Below are 21,058 nucleotides of genomic sequence, written 5' to 3' on the forward strand. Positions count from 1 at the left end.
TAGATGAACATTCGGCAACTAGCGCTGCAAAATATAAAAGGAAATTGGCGTAATTATAAAGTGTTTTTCTTAAGTAGTTGTTTTGCAATATTTGCTTCTTACGCATATATGTCTGTCATCGTGCATCCATATATGCAAGAGACGATGTGGTATCAAAACGTACGCTGGGGACTTATCATATGTAATGTTATAATCATTTCTTTTTTCGTCATATTTATTTTGTACTCTACTTCTATTTTCATAGAAGCACGTAAGAAAGAATTAGGGTTATATATGTTAATGGGAGCAACGAAGTCTAACGTAATAGGAGTGATTATGACCGAGCAAATTTTAATCGGGGTCTTCGCGAATATTTTCGGTATTGGGCTTGGTATGATATTTTTAAAGCTCTTTTTTATGGTATTTAGTATGTTACTGGGGCTTCCGAAAGAACTCCCTGTCATATTTGACGTAAGGGCGATTGGTGTAACATTTATTACATATATGGTCGTTTTTATTTTGTTATCTTTTATAAGTGCTTTACGTATATGGAATATAAAAATCATTCGGTTATTGAAAGAATTTCGAACAGATAAAAAAGAGAAGAAAACATCAAAGTGGCTCTGTTTATTCGGTTTTGCTTGTTTAGTGGGCGGGTATGCATTGGCGCTACAAGTGACGATGGCTACGATAGCGATATACTTTTTCCCTGTGTCTATACTTGTCTTTTTTGGAACGTACTTTTCTTTTACACATGGAGCTACCCAAGTGTTAGAAATAATAAAGCGAAATAAAAAGATTATGTATACATATCCTTATTTATTTATAGTGAATCAATTGTCACATCGAATGAAGGAAAATGGTCGCTTTTTCTTTCTGATGTCTATGGCAACGACGTTTGTAGTTACAGCAACAGGTACGGTGTTCTTATATTTTTCTAGCATGCAAGATATGTGGCGAACTGGAGGGGTACACTCGTTTTCGTACATAGAAAAAGGTATTTCTACTCATGAAGTCTTTGAGGAAGGTGCGGTTGAAAAATTACTGCATCAATATGGGTATGACGATTTTCAATATATGAGTTTTGTTGGAGTGTATGCATCCTTTCAGTCTAGTAAAGGAGAAACAACAATAGTACCGCTTATAAAAGAAAGTGAACATAACCAAGAAGCAAGGAAACAAAAACAGAAAACGTATCGTCCTAAAAAAGGTACAGTGACACTCGTTTATTATAATAAATACAATAATTCGAATGTATATAATCAAAAAGAGATTCAATTGCAAGTAATGAATCAACCATATCAATTCGTATTTAACGGTCAGAAAGAAGGGGTTCAATTTAACCATCACCCTTCGTACATTAATGGTCTGTTCTTCGTTATGAATGATGAAGATTTTGATAGTATAGCAAATCAGGTTCCTGATTCTGAAAAAATGATATATAGAGGCTACACATTACCAAATATCGAAAAGACGAAGAAATTAAATGAAGATTTACGGAAACATATGAAACAAGATAATAATAATGCATTTCGAAGCAATATGGAGTTGTATGTAAATATGAAAGAAGGCGGCGATATTACTCTATTTGTAGGCTCATTTATTAGTATATTATTCTTTCTTACTTCATGTAGTATCGTTTATTTTAAATGGTTCCATAATATTGCATCGGACCGAAAGCAGTATGGTGCACTCTCTAAACTTGGAATGACGAAGGAAGAAGTATGGAAAATTTCTCGTTGGCAATTATGTATGCTATTTTTTGCGCCAATTATAGTAGGGAGTATGCATAGTGCAGTTGCGTTATATACGTTTCATAATACGCTTTTTATGGATGGATCATTAAGAAAAGTAGGTTTGTTCATTCTGTTTTATATCGCAGCATGTATCATTTATTTCTTCTTCGCTCAAAGAGAATATAAGAAATATTTAGACTAGCGAACGCTAGTCTTTTTTTAAATATTCGAAATTTACATAGAAGAATATAAAAAAGTATGGTATAACAGTAAGAAAATGAAAAAGAGGGGAAAAGACGATGATTCGAGTAGGATATTTAGGACCAGAAGCAACATTTACAAATATGGCGGTGAGTCGTTTTTTTCCGGAAGCAGAGCATGTACCATATCGAACGATTCCAGATTGTATAGATGCAGCTGCAAATGAAAATGTAGACTTCGCAGTTGTACCGTTAGAAAATGCAATAGAAGGTTCAGTGAATATAACGGTTGATTACCTTGTACATGAGCAGCCGCTTTCCATTGTAGGAGAAATTACAGTACCAATTCAGCAGCATTTACTTGTACATCCGGAGTATGCAGAAGTGTGGGATGAAGTATATGCAGTGCATTCTCATCCGCATGCCATTGCACAGTGCCATAAATTTTTAAATGAAGAATTAAAAGGAGTAACTGTTCGAGATATGACATCTACAAGTGCTGCTGCACAATATGTGAAAGAACATCCTGAAGAGAAAATTGCCGCTATTGCAAATGAAGCGGCTGCAGAAAAATACGGATTAACAATTGTGAGACGTAGTATTCATACGCATAAAAATAATCACACACGTTTCTTAGTACTCCATAAGAAAAAGAAAGCAGTACTCCCGAATAACGGAGAGAACCGCGGAGAGAAAACGACGCTTATGATAACGTTACCTGCAGATTATGCAGGTGCCCTATATCAAGTGTTATCAGCTTTCGCATGGAGAAAATTAAACTTATCAAAAATCGAATCGCGTCCGATGAAAACAGGTCTTGGAAATTACTTTTTCTTAATCGATGTTGATAAAGCATACGATGACGTATTATTGCCAGGCGTAACGATGGAACTTGAAGCACTCGGTTTTTCTGTTACTGTGCTGGGGAGTTATTCTTCTTATTGGTTGTAGAGGGGAGCTGTTGTTAAAGTTGTTTGAAATGAAAAGCTGTTTCTCGGTTTGAGGCAGAGTAAGCTATCGATTCTATTGAAGTAAGTGATTAATTAAGCTAGCAAAATAAAGAAGCCGTCCTAAAAGATATTTAGGACGGCTTCTGTTAGGAATAGATAACTCTTTTGTCGGGTTTTTAGTACGCATCATTACAACTATTATAATAATAGGATTCATCATTGTTCGAATTACTGCAGCAAATACAATTCGTTTGTTGTATTAATAGATTGAGTGTAGATGGAGCTACAGTATCTGAGAAAGTAATACTCTCAACATCTTCTACTAAAAATGTTTTAATATCTCCTGGTGTTAAGGTAAATGTAAGTGGAGAGCGATGGTTTAATCTTGCGATTGTTAATCTAATCGTTGTTGCAAATGCAGGACTGAAACTAAATTTAATAAGTGTCTTATTATGATTTTTAGTGAAGTTTTCAAATACAGTTCGAGGAATTCCAGTTGTTATATCAAGATCTTGAGGGGTATTTCCCGTACCGAAAATAGTATAGTTCTGTATAAAACAGTTATTTGAATCTGAATTTGAAGAATTACATGGGCGATCATTTTTCTTATAATATTTTTTTCCATTTTTTAAGAAGTAATCCGCCATAATTAATCACTCCCTTCACATATAAGAATTAAAGGTTGTCCATATATAATATGAAATATATTTTTATATGTTTGGACGTGAAGGAAGAGAAAATAAAAAGAGTCCATCTGGTATGATGGACTCAATACTGTTTTACCTGGTGTGATTCTTTATTTTAACTTCGCAAGACGATCTTCTAACTGACCACGCCAAATATCAGCTAGTTCTGGAACGGCAAGAATTTTTTCAATACCATCTTTATCTTTTCTATTATGAAAATAAATTTCGTTAGAGAACAAGACAGAAACATTGCTCGGTTGACGTTCTAGTAATGTAATTTTAGAATCTTTACGTACAGTACCTTCTTGAAGAACGCGGCATAGGTAGCCTGTAAATCCAGTTGCTACAATGCGTGGCAGTATGCCAGGGATGCCAAGACGTTTTGAAATTGTGCTACAAGGTACTCTTGCTTGTGTCACTTGAATGATTGTTTCACCTAGTTGATATGTATCTCCGATGCAAACATCACGCTCTAACATATTTGTTACGGTAATGTTTTCGCCAAATGTGGAAGCTGGAAGCGTAGTTTGAAATTCCTCTTCCCATAGTGCGTAATGCTCGTGTGGGTACACACAAACAGCACGATCAGGACCGCCGTGATGTTTTAAATCCGCTACGTCATCACCACGAAATCCGTCTTTTGAGAGAAAGGCCTCTTCTGTAGGGTCTTTACATATACCTGTTATCATTTCTTTATCTTCGCCATATTTCATTTGTTTCGGTTTGCCAATGCTAAAGTGAACGAGTTCAATTCCCATATTTGATCTCCTTTACGATTGATTACAATATTATAGCATTAAAAAAGCACAGAGAATGATAAAAACTCTGTGCCTTACATTAATAAACAAGAAATCCTGCTTTATCTAACGCCTCACAAGCAGCATCTAACTTTTCTTTAGAATCTGCCTCAATTGTATGTAAGTGAATACCATCTGTTAGTTGTGAAAGATAGGAAGCATTTGTGTTTTCGATTTTTTGTAAATATTGCTCTACATCAAAGCGATTGCTTACCATGATGGATGCTGTTAAGTCACCGTATACAGGATGCTCAACTTTTACATCTTTAATCGTAACGCCATGGTCAACAAGCATTGTAAGTTCTTGACGTACTTCTGCTGGCTTGTGCTGGCATACGATTACGCGTTCAAAAGCTTGTTGTTTCTCTTGTGGTTTTAAATATAAATAGCCTTGGGCAGTCGCAATAATTGGTTCGTTTCGTGCTTTAAGCAAGGAAATATCTTGCACGATAACTTGCCTACTTACGTTTGTCTTCTTCGATAGTTCATTCCCAGATAACGGCTCATTTGCAGCGAGAAGCCACTGAAGGATAAGCTGTCGTCTTTCTTCTCCTAAAATCTTTTTTTGGTCATTTTGTTTCATTATGATTTAACACCTCTATAAAATTGATTTCCAATTGTGTGTAGTGCATGAATAGTAGTATCAATTTGATCTTTCGTTGTTTGTTGTCCGAAAGAGAAGCGGACATATTGTTTGGCCTCTTCATACGTTTTTCCAATTGCAAGCATAGTTTTCGAAGGTTCTTGTTTACCGACTTGGCAAGCACTTCCGGTGGAAATGGCGATACCATGGCGATTACATTCTAGCATAGTATATTGACCTTCTATTCCTTTTATTGTAACCCCAACAATATGTGGTAAACAAGAAGTAGAATGACCTTCTACTTCAATTTCTAGCGGAAGTGTTTGTATTTGCCCTAAAAAGTAGGAGCGTAACTCTTTAAAACGTAAACTTTCTTCCCATTGAGTTTTTAATATATTTTCAGCAGCTGTTAAAAAAGATGCGATGCCGGGAACGTTCACTGTACCTGGGCGAAATCCCTTTTCGTGAGAAGTTCCCGGAAATACTTGCTCCCAGCGAGATTGCGGATTTATGTAGCAAGCGCCGACACCTTTTGGTCCGTATATTTTATGTGCTGAAACAGAAAGACTATCAATGCCCATCTCAAAAACATGGATAGGCAGTTTACCAAACGTTTGCACACAATCTGTATGAAATAAAACATTATATTTTTTTAAAAGTGCCCCGATTTCTGTAATGTTTTGAGCGGTTCCGATTTCAGAGTTTCCATGCTGTATACTTGCTAGCACAGTATCTTCTGTAATAGCTGCCTCTAAATCTACTAAACAAAGGAGTCCATGTTTATCAACAGGAATTTCAGTGATCGTATAGCCTTTTGATTTTAGAGATTGAAAATAACTTCGAATGGATGCATGTTCCATAGGTGTCGTAATAATATGCTTCTTAGTTCGGGCATTTAGAAGTGATTGAATCGCAAGATAGTTTGATTCCGATCCGCCACTTGTGAAAAATACTCCTTGTTCTTTTCCTCCAATCATTTCCGCAAATGTTTTTCGGCAAACTTGTAATAAAGAAGCAGCTGTTCCTCCAATATCATGTAAACTTTGTTCATTTCCGAAGTATTGCGACGCTGCTTTCATATATGTTTGTAACGCCTCCTCGCTCATAGGTGTAGTAGCTGCATAGTCAAGATATATCATCATGTAAGTTCCTCTCTCTAGTAAGAGTTACAGTTCTTTTACTTTTTAAATGGTAGTGAAAATAAGAATTATAAAAAAACTCTTGTCATTATTTTAAAACTATGTAAATATAGGTGTCAAGACAGTTGAAAAGTGTAAAGTAGGAGGCAACAATTATGCCAAGTGCAGATGTCTTAATTATTGGAAGTGGTGTTGCGGCACTTCGTGTTGCAAAAGAGATTTGTCACGAAAAGAATGTGATTATTATCACAAAGGAGACGAAACGTAATAATAATACACATTTAGCTCAAGGTGGAATTGCCGCAGCGGTAGCTACATATGACAATCCTAATGATCATTTTGAAGATACATTAGTAGCAGGGTGTCATTATAACAATGAAGAAGTGGTCCGTTATTTAGTCGAGGAGGGACCGAAAGAAATTAATAACCTTATTGAAAGAGGAATGAAATTTGATGGAGATGAAACAGGTCCTCATCTTGGAAAAGAAGGAGCGCATCGAAAACGTCGTATTTTACATGCAGGTGGCGATGCAACAGGAAAGAATTTATTAGAGCATCTTATTCAAGAAGTAGCTCCATACGTTACGGTAGTGGAACAGGAAATGGTGCTCGATTTTATTATAGAAAAAGATAAATGTGTTGGGGCTTTAACTCGCAACAATAAAGGAGAATTGAAACGTTACAATGCAGATTGTACGGTGTTAGCTTCAGGCGGTATTGGCGGTTTATACGCCTTTACTTCTAATGATGAGACGATTACAGGCGATGGACTTGCAATGGTGTACCGTGCAGGCGGAGAGCTTGTAGATTTAGAGTTTATACAATTTCATCCGACGATGTTATACGCGGGTGGGCGTTGTTCCGGCCTCGTGTCCGAAGCTGTTCGCGGAGAAGGAGCTGTCCTTATAAATGGAAAAGGGCAGCGTTTTATGATGGATATACATTCCGAACAGGATCTAGCACCTCGTGATGTAGTCGCACGGGCTATTCATGAACAGCTACTTGCGGGTGAAAAAGTGTACTTAAACATCGAAATGATTCAAAACTTTGAACAACGCTTTCCGACCGTGTCATCGATATGTAAAACAAATGGAGTCGATATAAATAAAAAACTTATTCCAGTCGTGCCTGGTACTCATTTTCACATGGGCGGCGTGAAAACGAACTGTGATGGAGAGACGTCTATTCCGAACTTATACGCAGTCGGTGAAGTAGCTTGTAACGGAGTTCATGGTGCAAATAGATTAGCGAGTAATTCATTATTAGAAGGTCTTGTGTTTGGAAAAAGAATCGGACGACACATTTTATCTAGAGAGACAAAAGAAAAGGTGAACATGCTAGCTGAAAAGGAAGCAAAGTTCATCGTTCTGAATCATTTACCGACGAAAGAAGAAATACAAAAATGCATGATGAAATATGTTGGGATTGTGCGAACAGAGCAAAGTTTATCTTATGCGAAGAGATGGTTTAGTAAGTATGGTGTTCGAAATATGATATTACAACATGATGTTCTTACGAATGAAGAGATAACACTTATTAATATGTTAACGGCTTGTGAGCTTATAGTTGTGTCAGCCTTGCAAAGAGAAGAAAGTATTGGCGGGCATTACCGGAGTGATTATCCAGATAGAAATATAGGAAAGAAAGAGATTGTTCGAGTAAAGAGAAAACTACAACTTGTGTGATGAGGGGAAGAGAGGCTTTATGAACACGATAAAAGTTAAAGAAGCATTAAACCGATTTTTTTTAGAAGATATAGGAGAAAGAGATGTAACATCTCAGCTTATTTTTCCAGATAACTTGCTTTCGAAAGGAACGTTTCTTGCGAAGGATACAGGGGTCTTTGCAGGATGTTTAGTAATTGAATCAGGATTTAAATTAATTGATGAGAGAATTGAAATAGAGCTTCATAAAAAAGATGGGGATCTTGTAGAAAAAGGAGAAATTATTGCAACAGTGCAAGGTCCAATCGCATCGTTATTAACAGCAGAGCGCGTTATATTAAACGTTATTCAGCGTATGAGTGGAATAGCGACGATGACGCGTAAAGCGGTTCTTGCTTTAGATAGTAGCTATACTCGTATTTGTGATACGCGAAAAACGATGCCAGGACTGCGTATGTTTGATAAGTATGCAGTCGTGTGCGGCGGTGGATTTAATCATCGCTTCGGTTTATATGATGGTGTCATGATTAAAGACAATCATATTGCTTTTGCTGGTTCTATTACAAAAGCTGTTACATCAGTGAAAGAAAAGTTAGGACATATGGTGAAAGTAGAAGTGGAAACAGAAACTGAGGAACAGGTGAGAGAGGCTGTCGCTGCTGGTGCGGATATTATTATGTTCGATAATCGTACGCCAGATGAAATCCGGGAGTTTTCAAAGATTGTACCAAGTGCCATCGTTACGGAAGCTTCAGGAGGCATCACAATTGAAGATTTATCGAAATACGGAAAAACAGGGGTAGATTATATTTCACTTGGAGCGTTAACACATTCAGTGAAAGCACTTGATATTAGTTTCAATATTGAAGAGTAAGGAAAGTGGCTTAGAGGGGGAGAAACGTATATGAGTATTTTAGAAAAAGTACAGCCAATTGAAACGATGTTACCAGAGCGTTATTACACAATGTCAACGGAAGATATGGAAAAGCGTGTTCGTGAAATTAAAGAGAAAATGGGGAAAATGTTATTCATTCCAGGGCATCATTATCAAAAAGATGAAGTGGTACAATTTTCAGATGCAGCAGGGGATTCACTTCAGCTTGCGCAAGTTGCAGCGAGCAATAAAGATGCAAAATATATTGTGTTTTGCGGGGTGCACTTTATGGCGGAAACAGCAGATATGTTAACTACAGATGATCAAGTTGTCATCTTACCAGATATGCGTGCAGGTTGTTCGATGGCGGATATGGCAGATATTGAACAAACAGAAAGAGCATGGAAAGAGCTCACGAAATTATTTGGAGATACGATGATTCCGTTAACATATGTGAACTCTACAGCTGCAATTAAAGCGTTTTGTGGTCGTAACGGAGGAGCAACAGTAACTTCTTCTAATGCAAAGCAAATGGTATCTTGGGCGTTTACTCAAAAAGAACGTCTCGTCTTTTTACCAGACCAACATTTAGGGAGAAATACAGCGCACGATTTAGGTATCCCGTTAGATAAAATGGCAGTATGGGACCCACACACAGATTCATTAGAGTACGATGGGGATATAGAAGAAATTCAAGTGATTTTATGGAAAGGACATTGTTCTGTTCATCAAAATTTTACAATGAAGAATATTGAGAGTGTACGAAAAAATCATCCGGATATGAATATTATTGTACATCCAGAATGTTGCTATGAAGTTGTAGCTGCTTCAAATTATGCAGGCTCAACAAAATATATTATTGATATGATTGAATCAGCGCCATCTGGTAGCCAATGGGCGATTGGTACAGAAATGAATTTAGTGAATCGAATTATTCAGCAACATCCAGATAAAGAAATTGTTTCGCTTAATCCATTTATGTGTCCGTGCTTAACGATGAATCGAATTGATCTGCCTCACTTATTATGGACACTTGAAACGATAGAAAGAGGAGAAGAAATTAACGTTATTAGCGTAGACAAACAAGTAACGGCAGAAGCAGTTCTTGCATTAAATCGTATGTTAGAGCGTGTGTAAAGCAACGGTATTCCCGTTGCTTTTTTTCATACATATAATCATAACGAGAACGAAATGGGCATACATTGTTTTGAAGAAATCATTGTGGTTCTTTATGCTTATTCTACTTCGAATAATATTGAAAATCGAAGAAGTGATAAAAGTGAAAAGAAGTTAATGTTATTTAGAAAGAGTTACTTCATGAGATTTGTTACTTATAGATAAGTTATACAGGAGGGGGAAAATTTGAAAATTCATATCGTGCAAAAAGGGGATACCCTTTGGAAAATTGCGAAAAAGTACGGAGTGGATTTTGATACGTTGAAAAAAACAAATACACAACTTAGTAATCCAGATTTAATCATGCCAGGTATGAAAATTAAAGTGCCATCAAAGAGTGTTCACATGAAACAACAGGCTGGAGCAGGTTCAGCGCCTCCAAAGCAATACGTAAAAGAAGTGCAGCAAAAAGAATTTGCAGCAACACCAACTCCGCTTGGAATAGAAGATGAGGAAGAAGTTACGTATCAATCAGCACCAATTACACAGCAGCCAGCTATGCAACAAACACAAAAAGAAGTGCAAGTAAAACCGCAGAAAGAGATGCAAGTAAAGCCACAAAAAGAAGTACAGGTGAAACCACAGAAGGAGATGCAGGTAAAGCCGCAAAAAGAAGTACAGGTGAAACCGCAAAAAGAGGTGCAAAAAGAACAGCCAATTCAAAAAGAAAAACCGTCTGTTATTCAAAAACCACCTGTGATAGAAAAACAAAAACCGGCGGAAAAAGAAAACACGAAGTTTTCGGTAAATGTATTACCGCAGCCGCCACAACCACCAATAAAACCGAAAAAAGAATATAAAATTTCAGATGTAATAAAAAAAGGAAGCGAGTTAATTGCTCCTCAAATTAGTAAAATGAAACCTAACAATATCATTTCTCCGCAAACGAAAAAAAATAATATAATATCGCCGCAAGTGAAAAAAGAAAATGTAGGGAATATAGTGTCGCCGCAAGTGAAAAAAGAAAATGTAGGGAATATAGTGTCGCCGCAAGTGAAGAAAGAGAATGTAGGGAATATAGTGTCACCACAAGTGAAAAAAGAAAATGTAGGAAATATAGTGTCGCCGCAAGTGAAAAAAGAAAATGTAGGAAATATAGTGTCGCCGCAAGTGAAAAAAGAAAATGTAGGGAATATAGTGTCACCACAAGTGAAGAAAGAGAATGTAGGAAATATAGTGTCACCACAAGTGAAGAAAGAGAATGTAGGAAATATAGTATCGCCAAATGTATCGAAAGAAAATGTAGTTATTCCACAAGTCATACCGCCAAATATTCAAATGCCAAATATAATGCCGATCATGGATAACAACCAACCACCGAATATAATGCCAATTATGGATAACAACCAACCACCGAATATAATGCCAATTATGGATAACAATCAAATGCCGAATATGATGCCAATTATGGATAACAATCAACCACCGAATATGATGCCAATCATGGATAACAATCAAATGCCGAATATGATGCCAATTATGGATAACAATCAAATGCCGAATATGATGCCAATTATGGATAATAACCAAATGCCGAATATGATGCCAATCATGGATAACAATCAAATGCCGAATATGATGCCAATTATGGATAACAATCAAATGCCGAATATGATGCCAATCATGGATAACAATCAAATGCCGAATATAATGCCAATTATGGATAACAATCAAATGCCGAATATGATGCCGATTATGGATAACAATCAACCACCAAATATGATGCCCTATCAAATGCCCATGATGCCGCCGAATCCGTATTATCAACAACCAAATCCATATCAAATGCCATATCAGCAAGGAGCGCCGTTTGGACCGCAACATACGTCTATGCCAAACCCGAATATGATGCCAATGGATAATAACATGCCGCCGCTTGTGCAGAGTGAGGAAGATTGTGGATGCGGAGGAGAAAGTAGACTATATAGTCCACAACCAGGCGGTCCGCAATATGCGAATCCTTTATATTATCAACCAACTCAGTCTGCATATGCACCACAGCCAGGAACGATGTATTATCAACCAGATCCACCAAATGTATTTGGAGAGCCCGTTTCAGAAGAAGAGGACGAAGAAGAAGTTTAAAAAGGCGGGAGTATTCCCGCCTTTTTTGCATTCCTGTTAATTAAGAAAAGGCAGTTTTTTTATGAAGTGCTAGAAAATTCCCAGTGAAATATTAACAGTGTAAAAACCTTCTCTGTTACTCATCATAAGAGGGAGCTTTTCAGTAGAGAAGCTCATTCTAACAGAGGGGGTTTTTGTATTGAATACGAAAGTAAAAGTGATTGCTGCTTCTTTGTTAGTTACTAGTGCATTAGCTGCATGTGGTACACCAAAAAACAATGCAATGGATGGACGTAACTACAATTACGAGCGTACATCTTATAATGATACACATCAGTATCGTGATAATGTGACGCGTAATGATCGTTATACAGATTATGTAACATATAGAAATGGTCGTAACGATACAGGATACAATTATTACCGTGATGTAAATTACAATGGACAAATTGCTAATCCGCATCCAACTCGTAATATTACAATGAACAATTCATACATTAACAATGATGGTAAAACAGCTGAAAGAATAACAAATCGTGTGAAACGTATGAATAACGTAGACCGTGTGTCTACAGTTGTATATGGAAACGATGTAGCGATTGCGGTAAAACCACGTAACACAGTGACAAATGAAACGGTGATGGCGAACGAAATTCGTCAAGCTGTTGCAAATGAAGTTGGAAACAGAAACGTATATGTTTCTGTAAGAAATGATATGTTTACTCGTGTCGATGCAATGAGTACGCGTCTACGTAACGGTACAGTTACAAACGATTTTAATCGTGACATAGTGAATATGTTCCGAGACATTCGTTACGGTTTAACTGGTACAGTGCGATAGCAAAACAAAAGAGGAAGGGGGAGCCCTTCCTCTTTATTCATCGTTGTCTTGTAAACGACGTTTTTTAATAAAATAACTAACGGAATAAGAAACTAAAAAGCAGATGAAAAGAATACTACCTGTTAAAATAGCTTCAAATAGAGGTCTTTCTGGACTGAAAATGATATAAATAATAGCCATAACGATTCCTACAATAAGGGAGCGGAAGACAAGTTTATAATAAGGAGTTAACTTTATTTCCTTTTCGCCTTCTTCTACATCGATTGAAACACTTAACTGTAAATAACTAAGGATCATACTCGTAAGAATAAATACTAGCCATAATGGAGATTTCGTAATTTGATCTATTCCTTCAGTGAATCCGATATAGCCTAAAACACTGATTATACCAAGTGATTGAAAAAGAAAGACAATACGTATGTTTTTTAACGTTTGCAGAATGAGACGTTCATCCTTTATTTTTTTCACACTACCCATCTCCTGTTTATTATGATTTCGCTGTTACATTAATTGTAACATATATATTACATTTATCAATTTATAATTTACATATAATTTGTTTAGATGAAAGAGGAAATAAAATATTTTTATAAACATGTTGCACTTATACTTTATTAATGTTATATTAGCAAAGCGATGAGCTAATTTACGTAAGACGAGAGATATGCTTAAGTGCTAAACACGCGAATGTGGTCGCCTGGTCTCTCGCCGTAAACGCATCAAGACGCCTGCTTTGCAGGCGTCTTTCATTTTATATGAATGTAATGGGAAGAATGGAGGAATCCAATCTTCCTTTTTTGATTAGAATTAAAGTCAGAAAATAAAGTTATTTACAATTGTATATGAAAGAGTTACTATTTAATGGTAATATATTACATGTTTTTTAGACATAAAAGGTTGGGATGAATAGGATATGGAGAATTTTGAATGTAGAAATACAGAAGTTGTATTAGAGAAATTTCAGGTCGTAACACCTATATTTCAGGCGTTAGGAGATGAGAATCGCCAGCAAATTATTATGCTATTATTAGAAAGCAAACAGATGAATGTAACACAAATAACAGATGAAATGGGAATTTCTAGACCGGCTGTTTCGCATCATTTAAAAATTTTAAAACAAGCAGAACTAGTTGAAGCCGATCGAAATGGAAAAGAAATTTTTTATTCTATAGTGGCTGGAGAGTTTTTAAAACAGGTAAAAGATTTAATTCAAGCGATAGAGTCAAATTATTAATTTTTTTTGATTGATAAGTAAACAAGTTTAAACTTATAAACGTGTTTTGTGGAAAAGGGGTAATAAAAATGAATAGTATAAATCGAATGTACGTAATTATGTTACTTGTTCCGTTGTTTTGGGGTGGCTCTTTTGCGACAGCGGAGCATATTATTACGGAGATTCCACCAATTACTGCAGCAACAATTCGTTTTGGTTTAGCTGGTTTTATTTTAATAGGCATAGTTTTTATGAAATCTGAGTGGGATACAAGTTTGTTATTAAAGAATTGGAAAGGGCTGTTATTTGTATCGTTAACAGGTATTTTTGGCTACAATGTTTTTTTCTTCATGGGACTTAACTATACTTCCACTCTGAATGGCTCACTTATCATTGCTACAATGCCCGTTTTTGTAACATTGGGAGCAATATTGTTTTTTAAAGAGCCTTGGAGTATAAAAGTCGGAATAAGTTTAACTTTGTCCCTTGTCGGTGTAATAGTTGTTATTACGGGTGGTTCAATGCATATACTTATGTCTTTGGCATTTAATAAGGGAGATCTTTTATTTATAGCTGCTTTAACCTGTGGGGTTTTATATAGCTTAACAGGAAAAAAAGTTATGAGTGGTGTCTCCCCTTTGTTAACTACAATGAGTATGACGGTATTGGGTACTGTGTTTTTAGCAGGCCTTTCTCTATATGAAGATGGATGGGGAAAGGTTGGAACATTTTCTTTACAGGGATGGATAGAAATGTTGTATATGGTCATATGCGGGACATTAATTGGATATATCGTGTTTAATAAAGGAGTAGAAGAGCTAGGTGCAAGCAAAGCGAGTGTGTATTTAAATCTAACACCTATTGTAGCTACTGGTATATCAGTTGTCTTATATGGAGCAGCTGTTACGTGGCAACAAATAGTTGGAATGATAGTTGTACTAATGGGGGTTTATATTGTAACAGTACAATCAAATAAAGATATAAAGAAGCTTTCGCATAATCAATGTGTTTCCAAATAGATAAAAGTAATTGAACACTATAATTCTTAATGATGGCATTCTATGAATTAGGGATAAAACCCCCATTTCCGGAAAAACTACTAATGAAAGTATGATCTTGCCTAAAAGAGGTGAACGGAAATGAAATGGATACTGATTGCGATGCAAGCTTTCGTTATGATGTTTTGTTTCGTTTATGAAACGAATGTGAAGGCGGAAGGGCCAGTACCAGAAGTAACGAAAAAAGAACCTGAGGTTACAATTTTATTAGAGCGTATGTATGTTGATGGCGAAGTAAGCGAAGAAATACTTACAGAAAAAGTGACGGATTTAGAAAAGTTTTTACAGCAGTATAAAGAATGGCAGCTCGTTGATCGTGATGATGTACAAATTGTATTGCAAAAGAAAGTTGATGATATTTCTCCGTTATTGAAAACGAGCGGGTATTTTGGTGTTTCAGAGGAAGGGATATTACAAATTTTCAAAGGTGTGCCAAAAAATGATAATGCGATCCATTCTTTCTTTCAAATTGATATGAAAAAGCTTGAGAGCTATGAACGTGCGAAATTGAAACGTGGCATTCGTATTAAATCAAAAGAAGGTTTTGTGAAGACGATTGAAAAAATGAAGCAATACGCAGTTCAAAGTAAGAAAAAAAGCAGCTCATGGTGAGCTGCTTTTTTTCTTATTTATTTTTAGCTAAAATTTCTTTTGCGATTTCATCAATTAGCATATCTTTTCCGATTGGATTGAATGCTTTCGTATTGAAGACTTCATTTGATACTTCATATACGTGATTATTTTTAACTGCTTTATTGTCTTTCCAAACGGCACTGTTTTTGTAGTCTTCGTAAACTTTATCAGCTTCGCCGCCGAAGTTTACAATAAACATTTGGTCAGGCTGGAATGCAACTAGACCTTCTAGTGATACTTGCGCCATCGTTTGTTTTAAATCCGTACCTTTTGTTGCTGGAAGTTTTAAGTCATTAAAGATGATGTCACCGTATCCGAAGCTACCGTATACACGGAAGTTTTGTGGTGTAACTGCAACGAACATAAAGTTCTCATCTTTTGTTTTCTCTTTAATTTTTTTAGATAAAGAGTCTGCTTTCTTATCGTAGTCTGCAATCCATTTGTCTGCTTTCTTCTCTTCGTCAAATAGCTTACCTACTTCTTTAAACTTACCACGCCAGTCTTCTAAGTTTGTTTCTAGAACAACTGTAGGTGCAACCTTTTCTAGTTGATCATAAATTTTTAATTGACGGTTGTTTAAAATAATTAAGTCTGGTTTTAAAGCAGTAACAGCTTCTAAATCAACTTTAGGTGCCCAGTACCAACCTACTGCTTTTACTCCATCTAACTTGTCTGTTAAGTGATTTTGGATTTTATCTTTATATGTATTTGCTGTACCAACAGGTTTATGTCCAAGAAGTAATAGTTCTTCTGTTGATCCAGATAAGTCAACAATTCTCTTTGGATTTACTGGAATTGTAGCTTCACCTTTAGCATGTTTTACAACTTTTGTTTTCGGTTGTTCTTTTGCTTTCGATTCTTCTTTTTGAGAAGAACAGCCAACGATAGAAAGAACAACAAGCATAATAGTAAATAAAATAAATAGCTTACGTTTCATCCTGATGTAACCCCTTTAATTAGTATTGATAATCATTATCGACTTCTGTATATTAAGGTGCTTTAACCTTTCTGTCAATGGAAAATAACAGAAGTTTCAAGTGGAGAACATTTGTTGGGGCAGTCTCGCTTTTCTATCATTAAATATGTTAAAATGGAATACATGATTTAAGAGGGAGAGATCGTATTTTGTTTGAATATGTTACAGGTTACGTGGAGTATGTAGGGCCGGAATATGTCGTAATTGATCATAATGGAATTGGTTATCAAATTTTCACACCAAATCCGTATGTATTTCAAAGAAGTAAGCAAGAAATCCGTGTCTATACATATCATTATGTGAGAGAAGATATTATGGCACTTTACGGTTTTAAAACACGTGAAGAGCGTTTATTATTTACAAAGTTGTTAGGCGTGTCTGGCATTGGGCCAAAAGGCGCTCTTGCAATTTTAGCTTCTGGTCAAACAGGACAGGTCGTTCAAGCGATTGAGCATGAAGATGAGAAGTTTTTAGTGAAATTCCCAGGCGTCGGAAAGAAAACAGCACGCCAAATGATTTTAGATTTAAAAGGAAAACTAGCAGATGTCGTACCAGATGCATTTGTTGATTTATTCTCAGACACAGAACGTTTTGATGAGAAGAAAGGTTCATCAGCTGAGCTTGATGAGGCACTGGAAGCTCTGCGCGCACTTGGATACGCAGAACGCGAAGTTTCTCGTGTTGTACCAGAGTTATTAAAAGAAGCATTAACGACGGATCAGTATATTAAAAAGGCACTTAGTCTTTTACTAAATGGTAAGAGGTGAGTATAATGGACGAACGTCTCCTTTCAGGGGAATCTGCATATGAAGATGCGGATTTAGAATATTCATTACGGCCACAGACGCTCCGTCAGTATATTGGCCAAGATAAAGCGAAACATAATTTAGAAGTATTTATTGAAGCGGCGAAAATGCGTGAAGAAACGTTAGATCACGTGCTTTTATATGGACCACCAGGTCTTGGTAAAACGACGCTTGCGAATATTATTGCCAATGAGATGGGCGTTAATGTTAGAACAACTTCAGGTCCCGCAATTGAAAGACCAGGAGATTTAGCTGCTGTATTAACAGCGCTTCAGCCAGGTGATGTATTATTTATTGATGAGATTCATCGTTTGCATAGATCAATTGAAGAAGTATTGTATCCTGCGATGGAAGACTTTTGCCTTGATATTGTAATTGGAAAAGGGCCTTCAGCACGTTCTGTACGCCTAGATTTACCGCCATTTACATTAGTTGGAGCAACAACACGTGCTGGAGCATTATCGGCACCGCTTCGTGACCGCTTCGGTGTACTTTCAAGGTTAGAGTACTACACAGTAGATCAGCTTTCTGCGATTGTTGAACGTACAGCAGAAGTATTTGAAGTTGAAATCGATTCGTTAGCTGCATTAGAAATTGCAAGACGTGCTCGTGGTACACCTCGTATTGCGAATCGTCTTTTAAGACGTGTACGTGATTTCGCACAAGTTCGTGGTAATGGAACGGTTACGATGGAAATTACACAAATGGCATTAGAGCTACTGCAAGTAGATAAATTAGGTCTAGATCATATTGATCATAAATTACTGCTTGGTATTATTGAGAAATTCCGTGGCGGTCCAGTTGGATTAGAAACGGTTTCAGCAACAATTGGAGAAGAATCTCATACGATTGAAGATGTGTATGAGCCGTATTTATTACAAATTGGCTTTTTACAACGAACGCCGAGGGGCCGAATTGTAACGCCGCTTGCGTATGAACATTTCGGAATGGAGATACCAAAAGTATGACGGAGATGCCAAAGCTGCTTATTACAGCCGGGATCTTACTCATCGTTGTTGGATTAGCTTGGAAGTTCATTGGAAGGCTTCCAGGCGATATTTTTGTGAAAAAAGGAAACGTTACCTTTTATTTTCCTATCATTACATGTATTGTGTTAAGTATTGTATTATCTTTTATTATGTATATAATAAATCGATTTAAATAAGAAATAGGTGGATATAGCTATGGATATAAATCTGTTTGATTTTCATTTACCAGAAGAACTTATTGCACAAGTCCCGTTAGAAGAGCGTGAAACATCAAGATTAATGGTGTTAGACCGTGAAACAGGTGATATTGAGCATAAACATTTTACGGATATTCTTTCTTACTTACATGAGGGGGATTGCTTAGTTTTAAATGAAACGAAAGTTATGCCTGCTCGTTTGCACGGTGTGAAAGAAGATACAGGCGCGCACATTGAAGTACTTCTTTTAAAACAAGAAGAAGGTGATAAGTGGGAAACGCTTGTAAAGCCAGCGAAACGTGTAAAAGAAGGAACTGTTATCTCTTTTGGCGAAGGGAAATTAAAAGCAACTTGCACAGGAACTGCAGATCAAGGTGGACGTCAGCTTGAATTTTCATATGACGGCATCTTCTATGAAATTTTAGATGAACTTGGGGAAATGCCACTTCCTCCATATATTAAAGAGACGCTAGAAGATCGCGATCGCTATCAAACAGTATATGCGAAAGAAATCGGTTCAGCAGCAGCGCCGACTGCGGGACTTCACTTTACAGAAGAGTTACTTGAGAAGTTAAAGCAAAAAGGCGTTCAGTTAGCATTCATTACACTTCACGTAGGACTTGGAACATTTAGACCAGTTTCTGCAGACACGATTGAAGAACACCATATGCACGCAGAATATTATCATATGTCTGAAGAGACAGCGGCATTATTAAATCGTGTGAAAGAGAATGGTGGACGTATTATTACTGTAGGTACGACATCAACTCGTACGTTAGAAACAATTGCAACAGATCATGAAGGTAAGCTTTGCGCCGCTTCTGGATGGACAGATATTTTCATGTATCCGGGATATGAATTTAAAGCAATTGATGGTTTAATTACAAACTTCCATTTACCGAAATCAACATTAATTATGCTTGTAAGTGCATTTGCAAATAGAGATAATGTACTTCATGCTTATAATGAAGCAGTAAAAGAAAAATATCGTTTCTTTAGCTTCGGTGATGCAATGTTCGTTGCATCTCACGCTAAAATGAGAAACAAATAAAAGGAGTAAGTTATGACAGCAATTCGTTATGAATTTATTAAGACATGTAAACAAACGGGTGCCCGTTTAGGTCGTGTGCATACGCCGCACGGTTCATTTGATACACCAACATTTATGCCAGTTGGTACACTTGCAACAGTTAAGACAATGTCACCAGAAGAATTAAAAGCAATGGATTCTGGCATTATTTTAAGTAATACGTATCATTTATGGCTACGTCCAGGTCATGAAATTATTCGTGAAGCAGGCGGTTTGCATAAATTTATGAACTGGGATCGTGCAATCTTAACAGATTCTGGTGGTTTCCAAGTATTCAGTTTAAGTGACTTCCGTCGTATTGAAGAGGAAGGCGTTCACTTCCGTAATCACTTAAATGGAGATAAATTATTCTTATCACCAGAAAAAGCGATGGAAATCCAAAATGCATTAGGTTCAGATATTATGATGGCATTTGATGAGTGTCCACCATTCCCAGCTACTTTTGAATATATGAAGAAATCTGTAGAGCGTACGAGCCGCTGGGCAGAACGTTGCTTAAAAGCGCATGAACGTCCGCAAGATCAAGGTTTATTCGGTATTGTACAGGGGGGAGAGTACGAAGAGCTTCGTCGTCAAAGTGCGAAAGATCTTGTTTCAATGGACTTCCCTGGTTACGCTGTAGGTGGTTTATCTGTAGGTGAACCGAAAGATATTATGAACCGTGTACTTGAGTTTACAACACCACTTCTTCCAGATAATAAGCCTCGTTACTTAATGGGGGTAGGTTCTCCTGACTCGTTAATCGATGGCGCAATTCGTGGTATTGATATGTTTGACTGCGTACTTCCAACTCGTATCGCTCGAAATGGTACATGTATGACAAGTGAAGGTCGCCTCGTTGTAAAAAATGCGAAATTCGCAAGAGACTTCGGTCCGCTTGATCCAAACTGTGATTGCTACACATGTAAAAACTACTCTCGTGCGTACATTCGTCACTTAATGAAATGTGATGAAACGTTCGGAATTCGTTTAACGTCTTATCACAACCTTCATTTTCTGTTAAACTTAATGGAGCAGGTGAGACAAGCTATTCGTGAAGACCGTCTTGGCGATTTCCGCGAAGAGTTCTTTGAACAGTATGGCTTTAATAAACCGAATGCTAAAAACTTCTAATACATAATTTAAAAGGAGGAACAAAAGATGAATGCAGGTATGATGAATATCGTTATGATCGTTGCGATGTTTGCGATTTTCTATTTCTTATTAATTCGCCCGCAACAAAAACGTCAAAAAGCAGTTGCTCAAATGCAAAGTGAGTTAGCAAAAGGTGATGCTATCGTAACAATCGGTGGTTTACACGGTACAATCGAATCAGTAGATGAGACGAAAATTGTTATTAAATCTGGTGGTTCACACTTAACGTTCGATCGCAATGCGATTCGTGAAGTTGTGAAAAACTAATTTGGA

The 21,058-nt window shown here is 36.7% G+C and carries 21 protein-coding genes and 1 pseudogene; 16 read left to right on the plus strand and 6 right to left on the minus strand.

Annotated elements, in window-relative coordinates; genetic code table 11:
- Nucleotides 1-3: 3 nt before the first annotated feature.
- Together D1166_RS03580 and pheA are read left to right on the plus strand one after the other, a co-directional pair.
- Nucleotides 4-1,917 (plus strand): ABC transporter permease, encoded by a 1,914-nt coding sequence (locus tag D1166_RS03580; RefSeq protein WP_097861865.1) that lies wholly within the window; start codon nt 4-6, stop codon nt 1,915-1,917.
- A gap of 97 nt (nt 1,918-2,014) precedes the next feature.
- Nucleotides 2,015-2,866, plus strand: a complete 852-nt coding sequence (gene pheA / locus D1166_RS03585; protein ID WP_000621698.1) for a prephenate dehydratase — start codon at nt 2,015-2,017, stop codon at nt 2,864-2,866.
- Between the two features lie 175 nt (nt 2,867-3,041).
- Here pheA and D1166_RS03590 read toward each other — a convergent pair whose 3' ends face one another.
- The 4 genes from D1166_RS03590 to D1166_RS03605 form a co-directional block, all read right to left on the minus strand.
- A complete protein-coding gene (locus D1166_RS03590) occupies nt 3,042-3,512 on the minus strand; it encodes a hypothetical protein (protein WP_000796370.1) in 471 nt (156 codons plus the stop codon).
- Between the two features lie 149 nt (nt 3,513-3,661).
- Entirely contained in the window at nt 3,662-4,309 is a 648-nt protein-coding gene (locus D1166_RS03595) for an MOSC domain-containing protein (RefSeq protein WP_000510668.1), read from the minus strand.
- 79 nt (nt 4,310-4,388) lie between these two features.
- Nucleotides 4,389-4,931 (minus strand): transcription repressor NadR, encoded by a 543-nt coding sequence (locus D1166_RS03600; protein WP_000812240.1) that lies wholly within the window; start codon nt 4,929-4,931, stop codon nt 4,389-4,391.
- Complete coding sequence (locus D1166_RS03605; protein ID WP_097861866.1) at nt 4,931-6,073, minus strand: IscS subfamily cysteine desulfurase; 1,143 nt, start codon at nt 6,071-6,073, stop codon at nt 4,931-4,933. Before D1166_RS03605 ends, D1166_RS03600 begins: the two co-directional genes overlap by 1 nt.
- Before the next feature lie 152 nt (nt 6,074-6,225).
- On the opposite strand from D1166_RS03605, the gene nadB reads away from it, so the two are divergent.
- The 5 genes and pseudogenes from nadB to D1166_RS03630 all read left to right on the plus strand — a co-directional run bounded on the left by nadB (nt 6,226) and on the right by D1166_RS03630 (nt 12,689).
- Nucleotides 6,226-7,755: an L-aspartate oxidase gene (gene nadB, locus D1166_RS03610; RefSeq protein ID WP_097861867.1), complete on the plus strand. Its 1,530-nt coding sequence runs from the start codon at nt 6,226-6,228 to the stop codon at nt 7,753-7,755.
- 19 nt (nt 7,756-7,774) lie between these two features.
- Nucleotides 7,775-8,608, plus strand: a complete 834-nt coding sequence (nadC, locus tag D1166_RS03615; protein ID WP_001092209.1) for a carboxylating nicotinate-nucleotide diphosphorylase — start codon at nt 7,775-7,777, stop codon at nt 8,606-8,608.
- A 30-nt stretch (nt 8,609-8,638) separates the two neighbouring features.
- Complete coding sequence (nadA, locus tag D1166_RS03620; RefSeq protein WP_118043247.1) at nt 8,639-9,745, plus strand: quinolinate synthase NadA; 1,107 nt, start codon at nt 8,639-8,641, stop codon at nt 9,743-9,745.
- Between the two features lie 225 nt (nt 9,746-9,970).
- Nucleotides 9,971-10,127 (plus strand): annotated as a pseudogene (safA, locus tag D1166_RS32275) (SafA/ExsA family spore coat assembly protein); the annotation flags it as partial.
- A gap of 1,920 nt (nt 10,128-12,047) precedes the next feature.
- A complete protein-coding gene (locus tag D1166_RS03630) occupies nt 12,048-12,689 on the plus strand; it encodes a YhcN/YlaJ family sporulation lipoprotein (protein WP_097862007.1) in 642 nt (213 codons plus the stop codon).
- A 33-nt stretch (nt 12,690-12,722) separates the two neighbouring features.
- Here D1166_RS03630 and D1166_RS03635 read toward each other — a convergent pair whose 3' ends face one another.
- Nucleotides 12,723-13,166 (minus strand): branched-chain amino acid ABC transporter substrate-binding protein, encoded by a 444-nt coding sequence (locus D1166_RS03635; protein ID WP_097862006.1) that lies wholly within the window; start codon nt 13,164-13,166, stop codon nt 12,723-12,725.
- A 436-nt stretch (nt 13,167-13,602) separates the two neighbouring features.
- On the opposite strand from D1166_RS03635, the gene D1166_RS03640 reads away from it, so the two are divergent.
- The 3 genes from D1166_RS03640 (at nt 13,603) to D1166_RS03650 (ending at nt 15,572) form a co-directional block, all read left to right on the plus strand.
- Nucleotides 13,603-13,923 (plus strand): ArsR/SmtB family transcription factor, encoded by a 321-nt coding sequence (locus D1166_RS03640; RefSeq protein WP_000426922.1) that lies wholly within the window; start codon nt 13,603-13,605, stop codon nt 13,921-13,923.
- 68 nt (nt 13,924-13,991) lie between these two features.
- Complete coding sequence (locus D1166_RS03645; RefSeq protein ID WP_097862005.1) at nt 13,992-14,921, plus strand: DMT family transporter; 930 nt, start codon at nt 13,992-13,994, stop codon at nt 14,919-14,921.
- Between the two features lie 120 nt (nt 14,922-15,041).
- Nucleotides 15,042-15,572 carry a BofC C-terminal domain-containing protein gene (locus tag D1166_RS03650; protein WP_000871174.1) on the plus strand — a complete coding sequence of 177 codons (531 nt, stop codon included), beginning with the start codon at nt 15,042-15,044 and terminating at the stop codon, nt 15,570-15,572.
- 13 nt (nt 15,573-15,585) lie between these two features.
- On the opposite strand, the gene D1166_RS03655 is transcribed toward D1166_RS03650, so the two are convergent.
- Entirely contained in the window at nt 15,586-16,530 is a 945-nt protein-coding gene (locus D1166_RS03655; protein WP_000823606.1) for an iron-hydroxamate ABC transporter substrate-binding protein, read from the minus strand.
- Between the two features lie 188 nt (nt 16,531-16,718).
- Here D1166_RS03655 and ruvA point away from each other — a divergent pair, with 188 nt between their 5' ends.
- Genes ruvA through yajC form a run of 6 tightly spaced genes read left to right on the plus strand, consistent with a single transcriptional unit; the run spans nt 16,719 to nt 21,052 of the window.
- A complete protein-coding gene (ruvA, locus tag D1166_RS03660; protein ID WP_000464509.1) occupies nt 16,719-17,336 on the plus strand; it encodes a Holliday junction DNA helicase RuvA in 618 nt (205 codons plus the stop codon).
- Nucleotides 17,337-17,341: 5 nt separating this feature from the next.
- A complete protein-coding gene (gene ruvB, locus D1166_RS03665; RefSeq protein WP_000344449.1) occupies nt 17,342-18,343 on the plus strand; it encodes a Holliday junction branch migration DNA helicase RuvB in 1,002 nt (333 codons plus the stop codon).
- On the plus strand, nt 18,340-18,540 hold the full coding sequence (locus tag D1166_RS03670) for a DUF2905 domain-containing protein (RefSeq protein ID WP_000138162.1): 201 nt from the start codon (nt 18,340-18,342) through the stop codon (nt 18,538-18,540). The genes ruvB and D1166_RS03670 overlap by 4 nt, the downstream gene beginning before the upstream one ends.
- 19 nt (nt 18,541-18,559) lie before the next feature.
- Nucleotides 18,560-19,612 carry a tRNA preQ1(34) S-adenosylmethionine ribosyltransferase-isomerase QueA gene (queA, locus tag D1166_RS03675; protein ID WP_000354034.1) on the plus strand — a complete coding sequence of 351 codons (1,053 nt, stop codon included), beginning with the start codon at nt 18,560-18,562 and terminating at the stop codon, nt 19,610-19,612.
- A 12-nt stretch (nt 19,613-19,624) separates the two neighbouring features.
- Nucleotides 19,625-20,764, plus strand: a complete 1,140-nt coding sequence (gene tgt, locus D1166_RS03680; RefSeq protein WP_000125365.1) for a tRNA guanosine(34) transglycosylase Tgt — start codon at nt 19,625-19,627, stop codon at nt 20,762-20,764.
- A gap of 27 nt (nt 20,765-20,791) precedes the next feature.
- Nucleotides 20,792-21,052, plus strand: a complete 261-nt coding sequence (gene yajC, locus D1166_RS03685; RefSeq protein ID WP_000991115.1) for a preprotein translocase subunit YajC — start codon at nt 20,792-20,794, stop codon at nt 21,050-21,052.
- Nucleotides 21,053-21,058: the final 6 nt, after the last annotated feature.

Origin of the sequence: Bacillus sp. ISO11, from assembly GCF_003458115.1 — a bacterium.
Lineage (GTDB): Bacteria > Bacillota > Bacilli > Bacillales > Bacillaceae_G > Bacillus_A > Bacillus_A cereus.

Excerpts from the sequence above, each read along its gene's own strand:
- D1166_RS03590 (WP_000796370.1), bottom strand. The coding sequence starts at position 3,512 with ATGGCGGATTACTTCTTAAAAAATGGAAAAAAATATTATAAGAAAAAT.
- nadB (WP_097861867.1), top strand. The coding sequence starts at position 6,226 with ATGCCAAGTGCAGATGTCTTAATTATTGGAAGTGGTGTTGCGGCACTT.
- D1166_RS03595 (WP_000510668.1), bottom strand. The coding sequence starts at position 4,309 with ATGGGAATTGAACTCGTTCACTTTAGCATTGGCAAACCGAAACAAATG.
- queA (WP_000354034.1), top strand. The coding sequence starts at position 18,560 with ATGGATATAAATCTGTTTGATTTTCATTTACCAGAAGAACTTATTGCA.
- nadA (WP_118043247.1), top strand. The coding sequence starts at position 8,639 with ATGAGTATTTTAGAAAAAGTACAGCCAATTGAAACGATGTTACCAGAG.
- D1166_RS03650 (WP_000871174.1), top strand. The coding sequence starts at position 15,042 with ATGAAATGGATACTGATTGCGATGCAAGCTTTCGTTATGATGTTTTGT.
- D1166_RS03635 (WP_097862006.1), bottom strand. The coding sequence starts at position 13,166 with ATGGGTAGTGTGAAAAAAATAAAGGATGAACGTCTCATTCTGCAAACG.
- D1166_RS03655 (WP_000823606.1), bottom strand. The coding sequence starts at position 16,530 with ATGAAACGTAAGCTATTTATTTTATTTACTATTATGCTTGTTGTTCTT.
- D1166_RS03580 (WP_097861865.1), top strand. The coding sequence starts at position 4 with ATGAACATTCGGCAACTAGCGCTGCAAAATATAAAAGGAAATTGGCGT.
- D1166_RS03605 (WP_097861866.1), bottom strand. The coding sequence starts at position 6,073 with ATGATGATATATCTTGACTATGCAGCTACTACACCTATGAGCGAGGAG.
- D1166_RS03640 (WP_000426922.1), top strand. The coding sequence starts at position 13,603 with ATGGAGAATTTTGAATGTAGAAATACAGAAGTTGTATTAGAGAAATTT.
- D1166_RS03670 (WP_000138162.1), top strand. The coding sequence starts at position 18,340 with ATGACGGAGATGCCAAAGCTGCTTATTACAGCCGGGATCTTACTCATC.
- yajC (WP_000991115.1), top strand. The coding sequence starts at position 20,792 with ATGAATGCAGGTATGATGAATATCGTTATGATCGTTGCGATGTTTGCG.
- tgt (WP_000125365.1), top strand. The coding sequence starts at position 19,625 with ATGACAGCAATTCGTTATGAATTTATTAAGACATGTAAACAAACGGGT.
- pheA (WP_000621698.1), top strand. The coding sequence starts at position 2,015 with ATGATTCGAGTAGGATATTTAGGACCAGAAGCAACATTTACAAATATG.
- D1166_RS03600 (WP_000812240.1), bottom strand. The coding sequence starts at position 4,931 with ATGAAACAAAATGACCAAAAAAAGATTTTAGGAGAAGAAAGACGACAG.
- nadC (WP_001092209.1), top strand. The coding sequence starts at position 7,775 with ATGAACACGATAAAAGTTAAAGAAGCATTAAACCGATTTTTTTTAGAA.
- D1166_RS03645 (WP_097862005.1), top strand. The coding sequence starts at position 13,992 with ATGAATAGTATAAATCGAATGTACGTAATTATGTTACTTGTTCCGTTG.
- ruvB (WP_000344449.1), top strand. The coding sequence starts at position 17,342 with ATGGACGAACGTCTCCTTTCAGGGGAATCTGCATATGAAGATGCGGAT.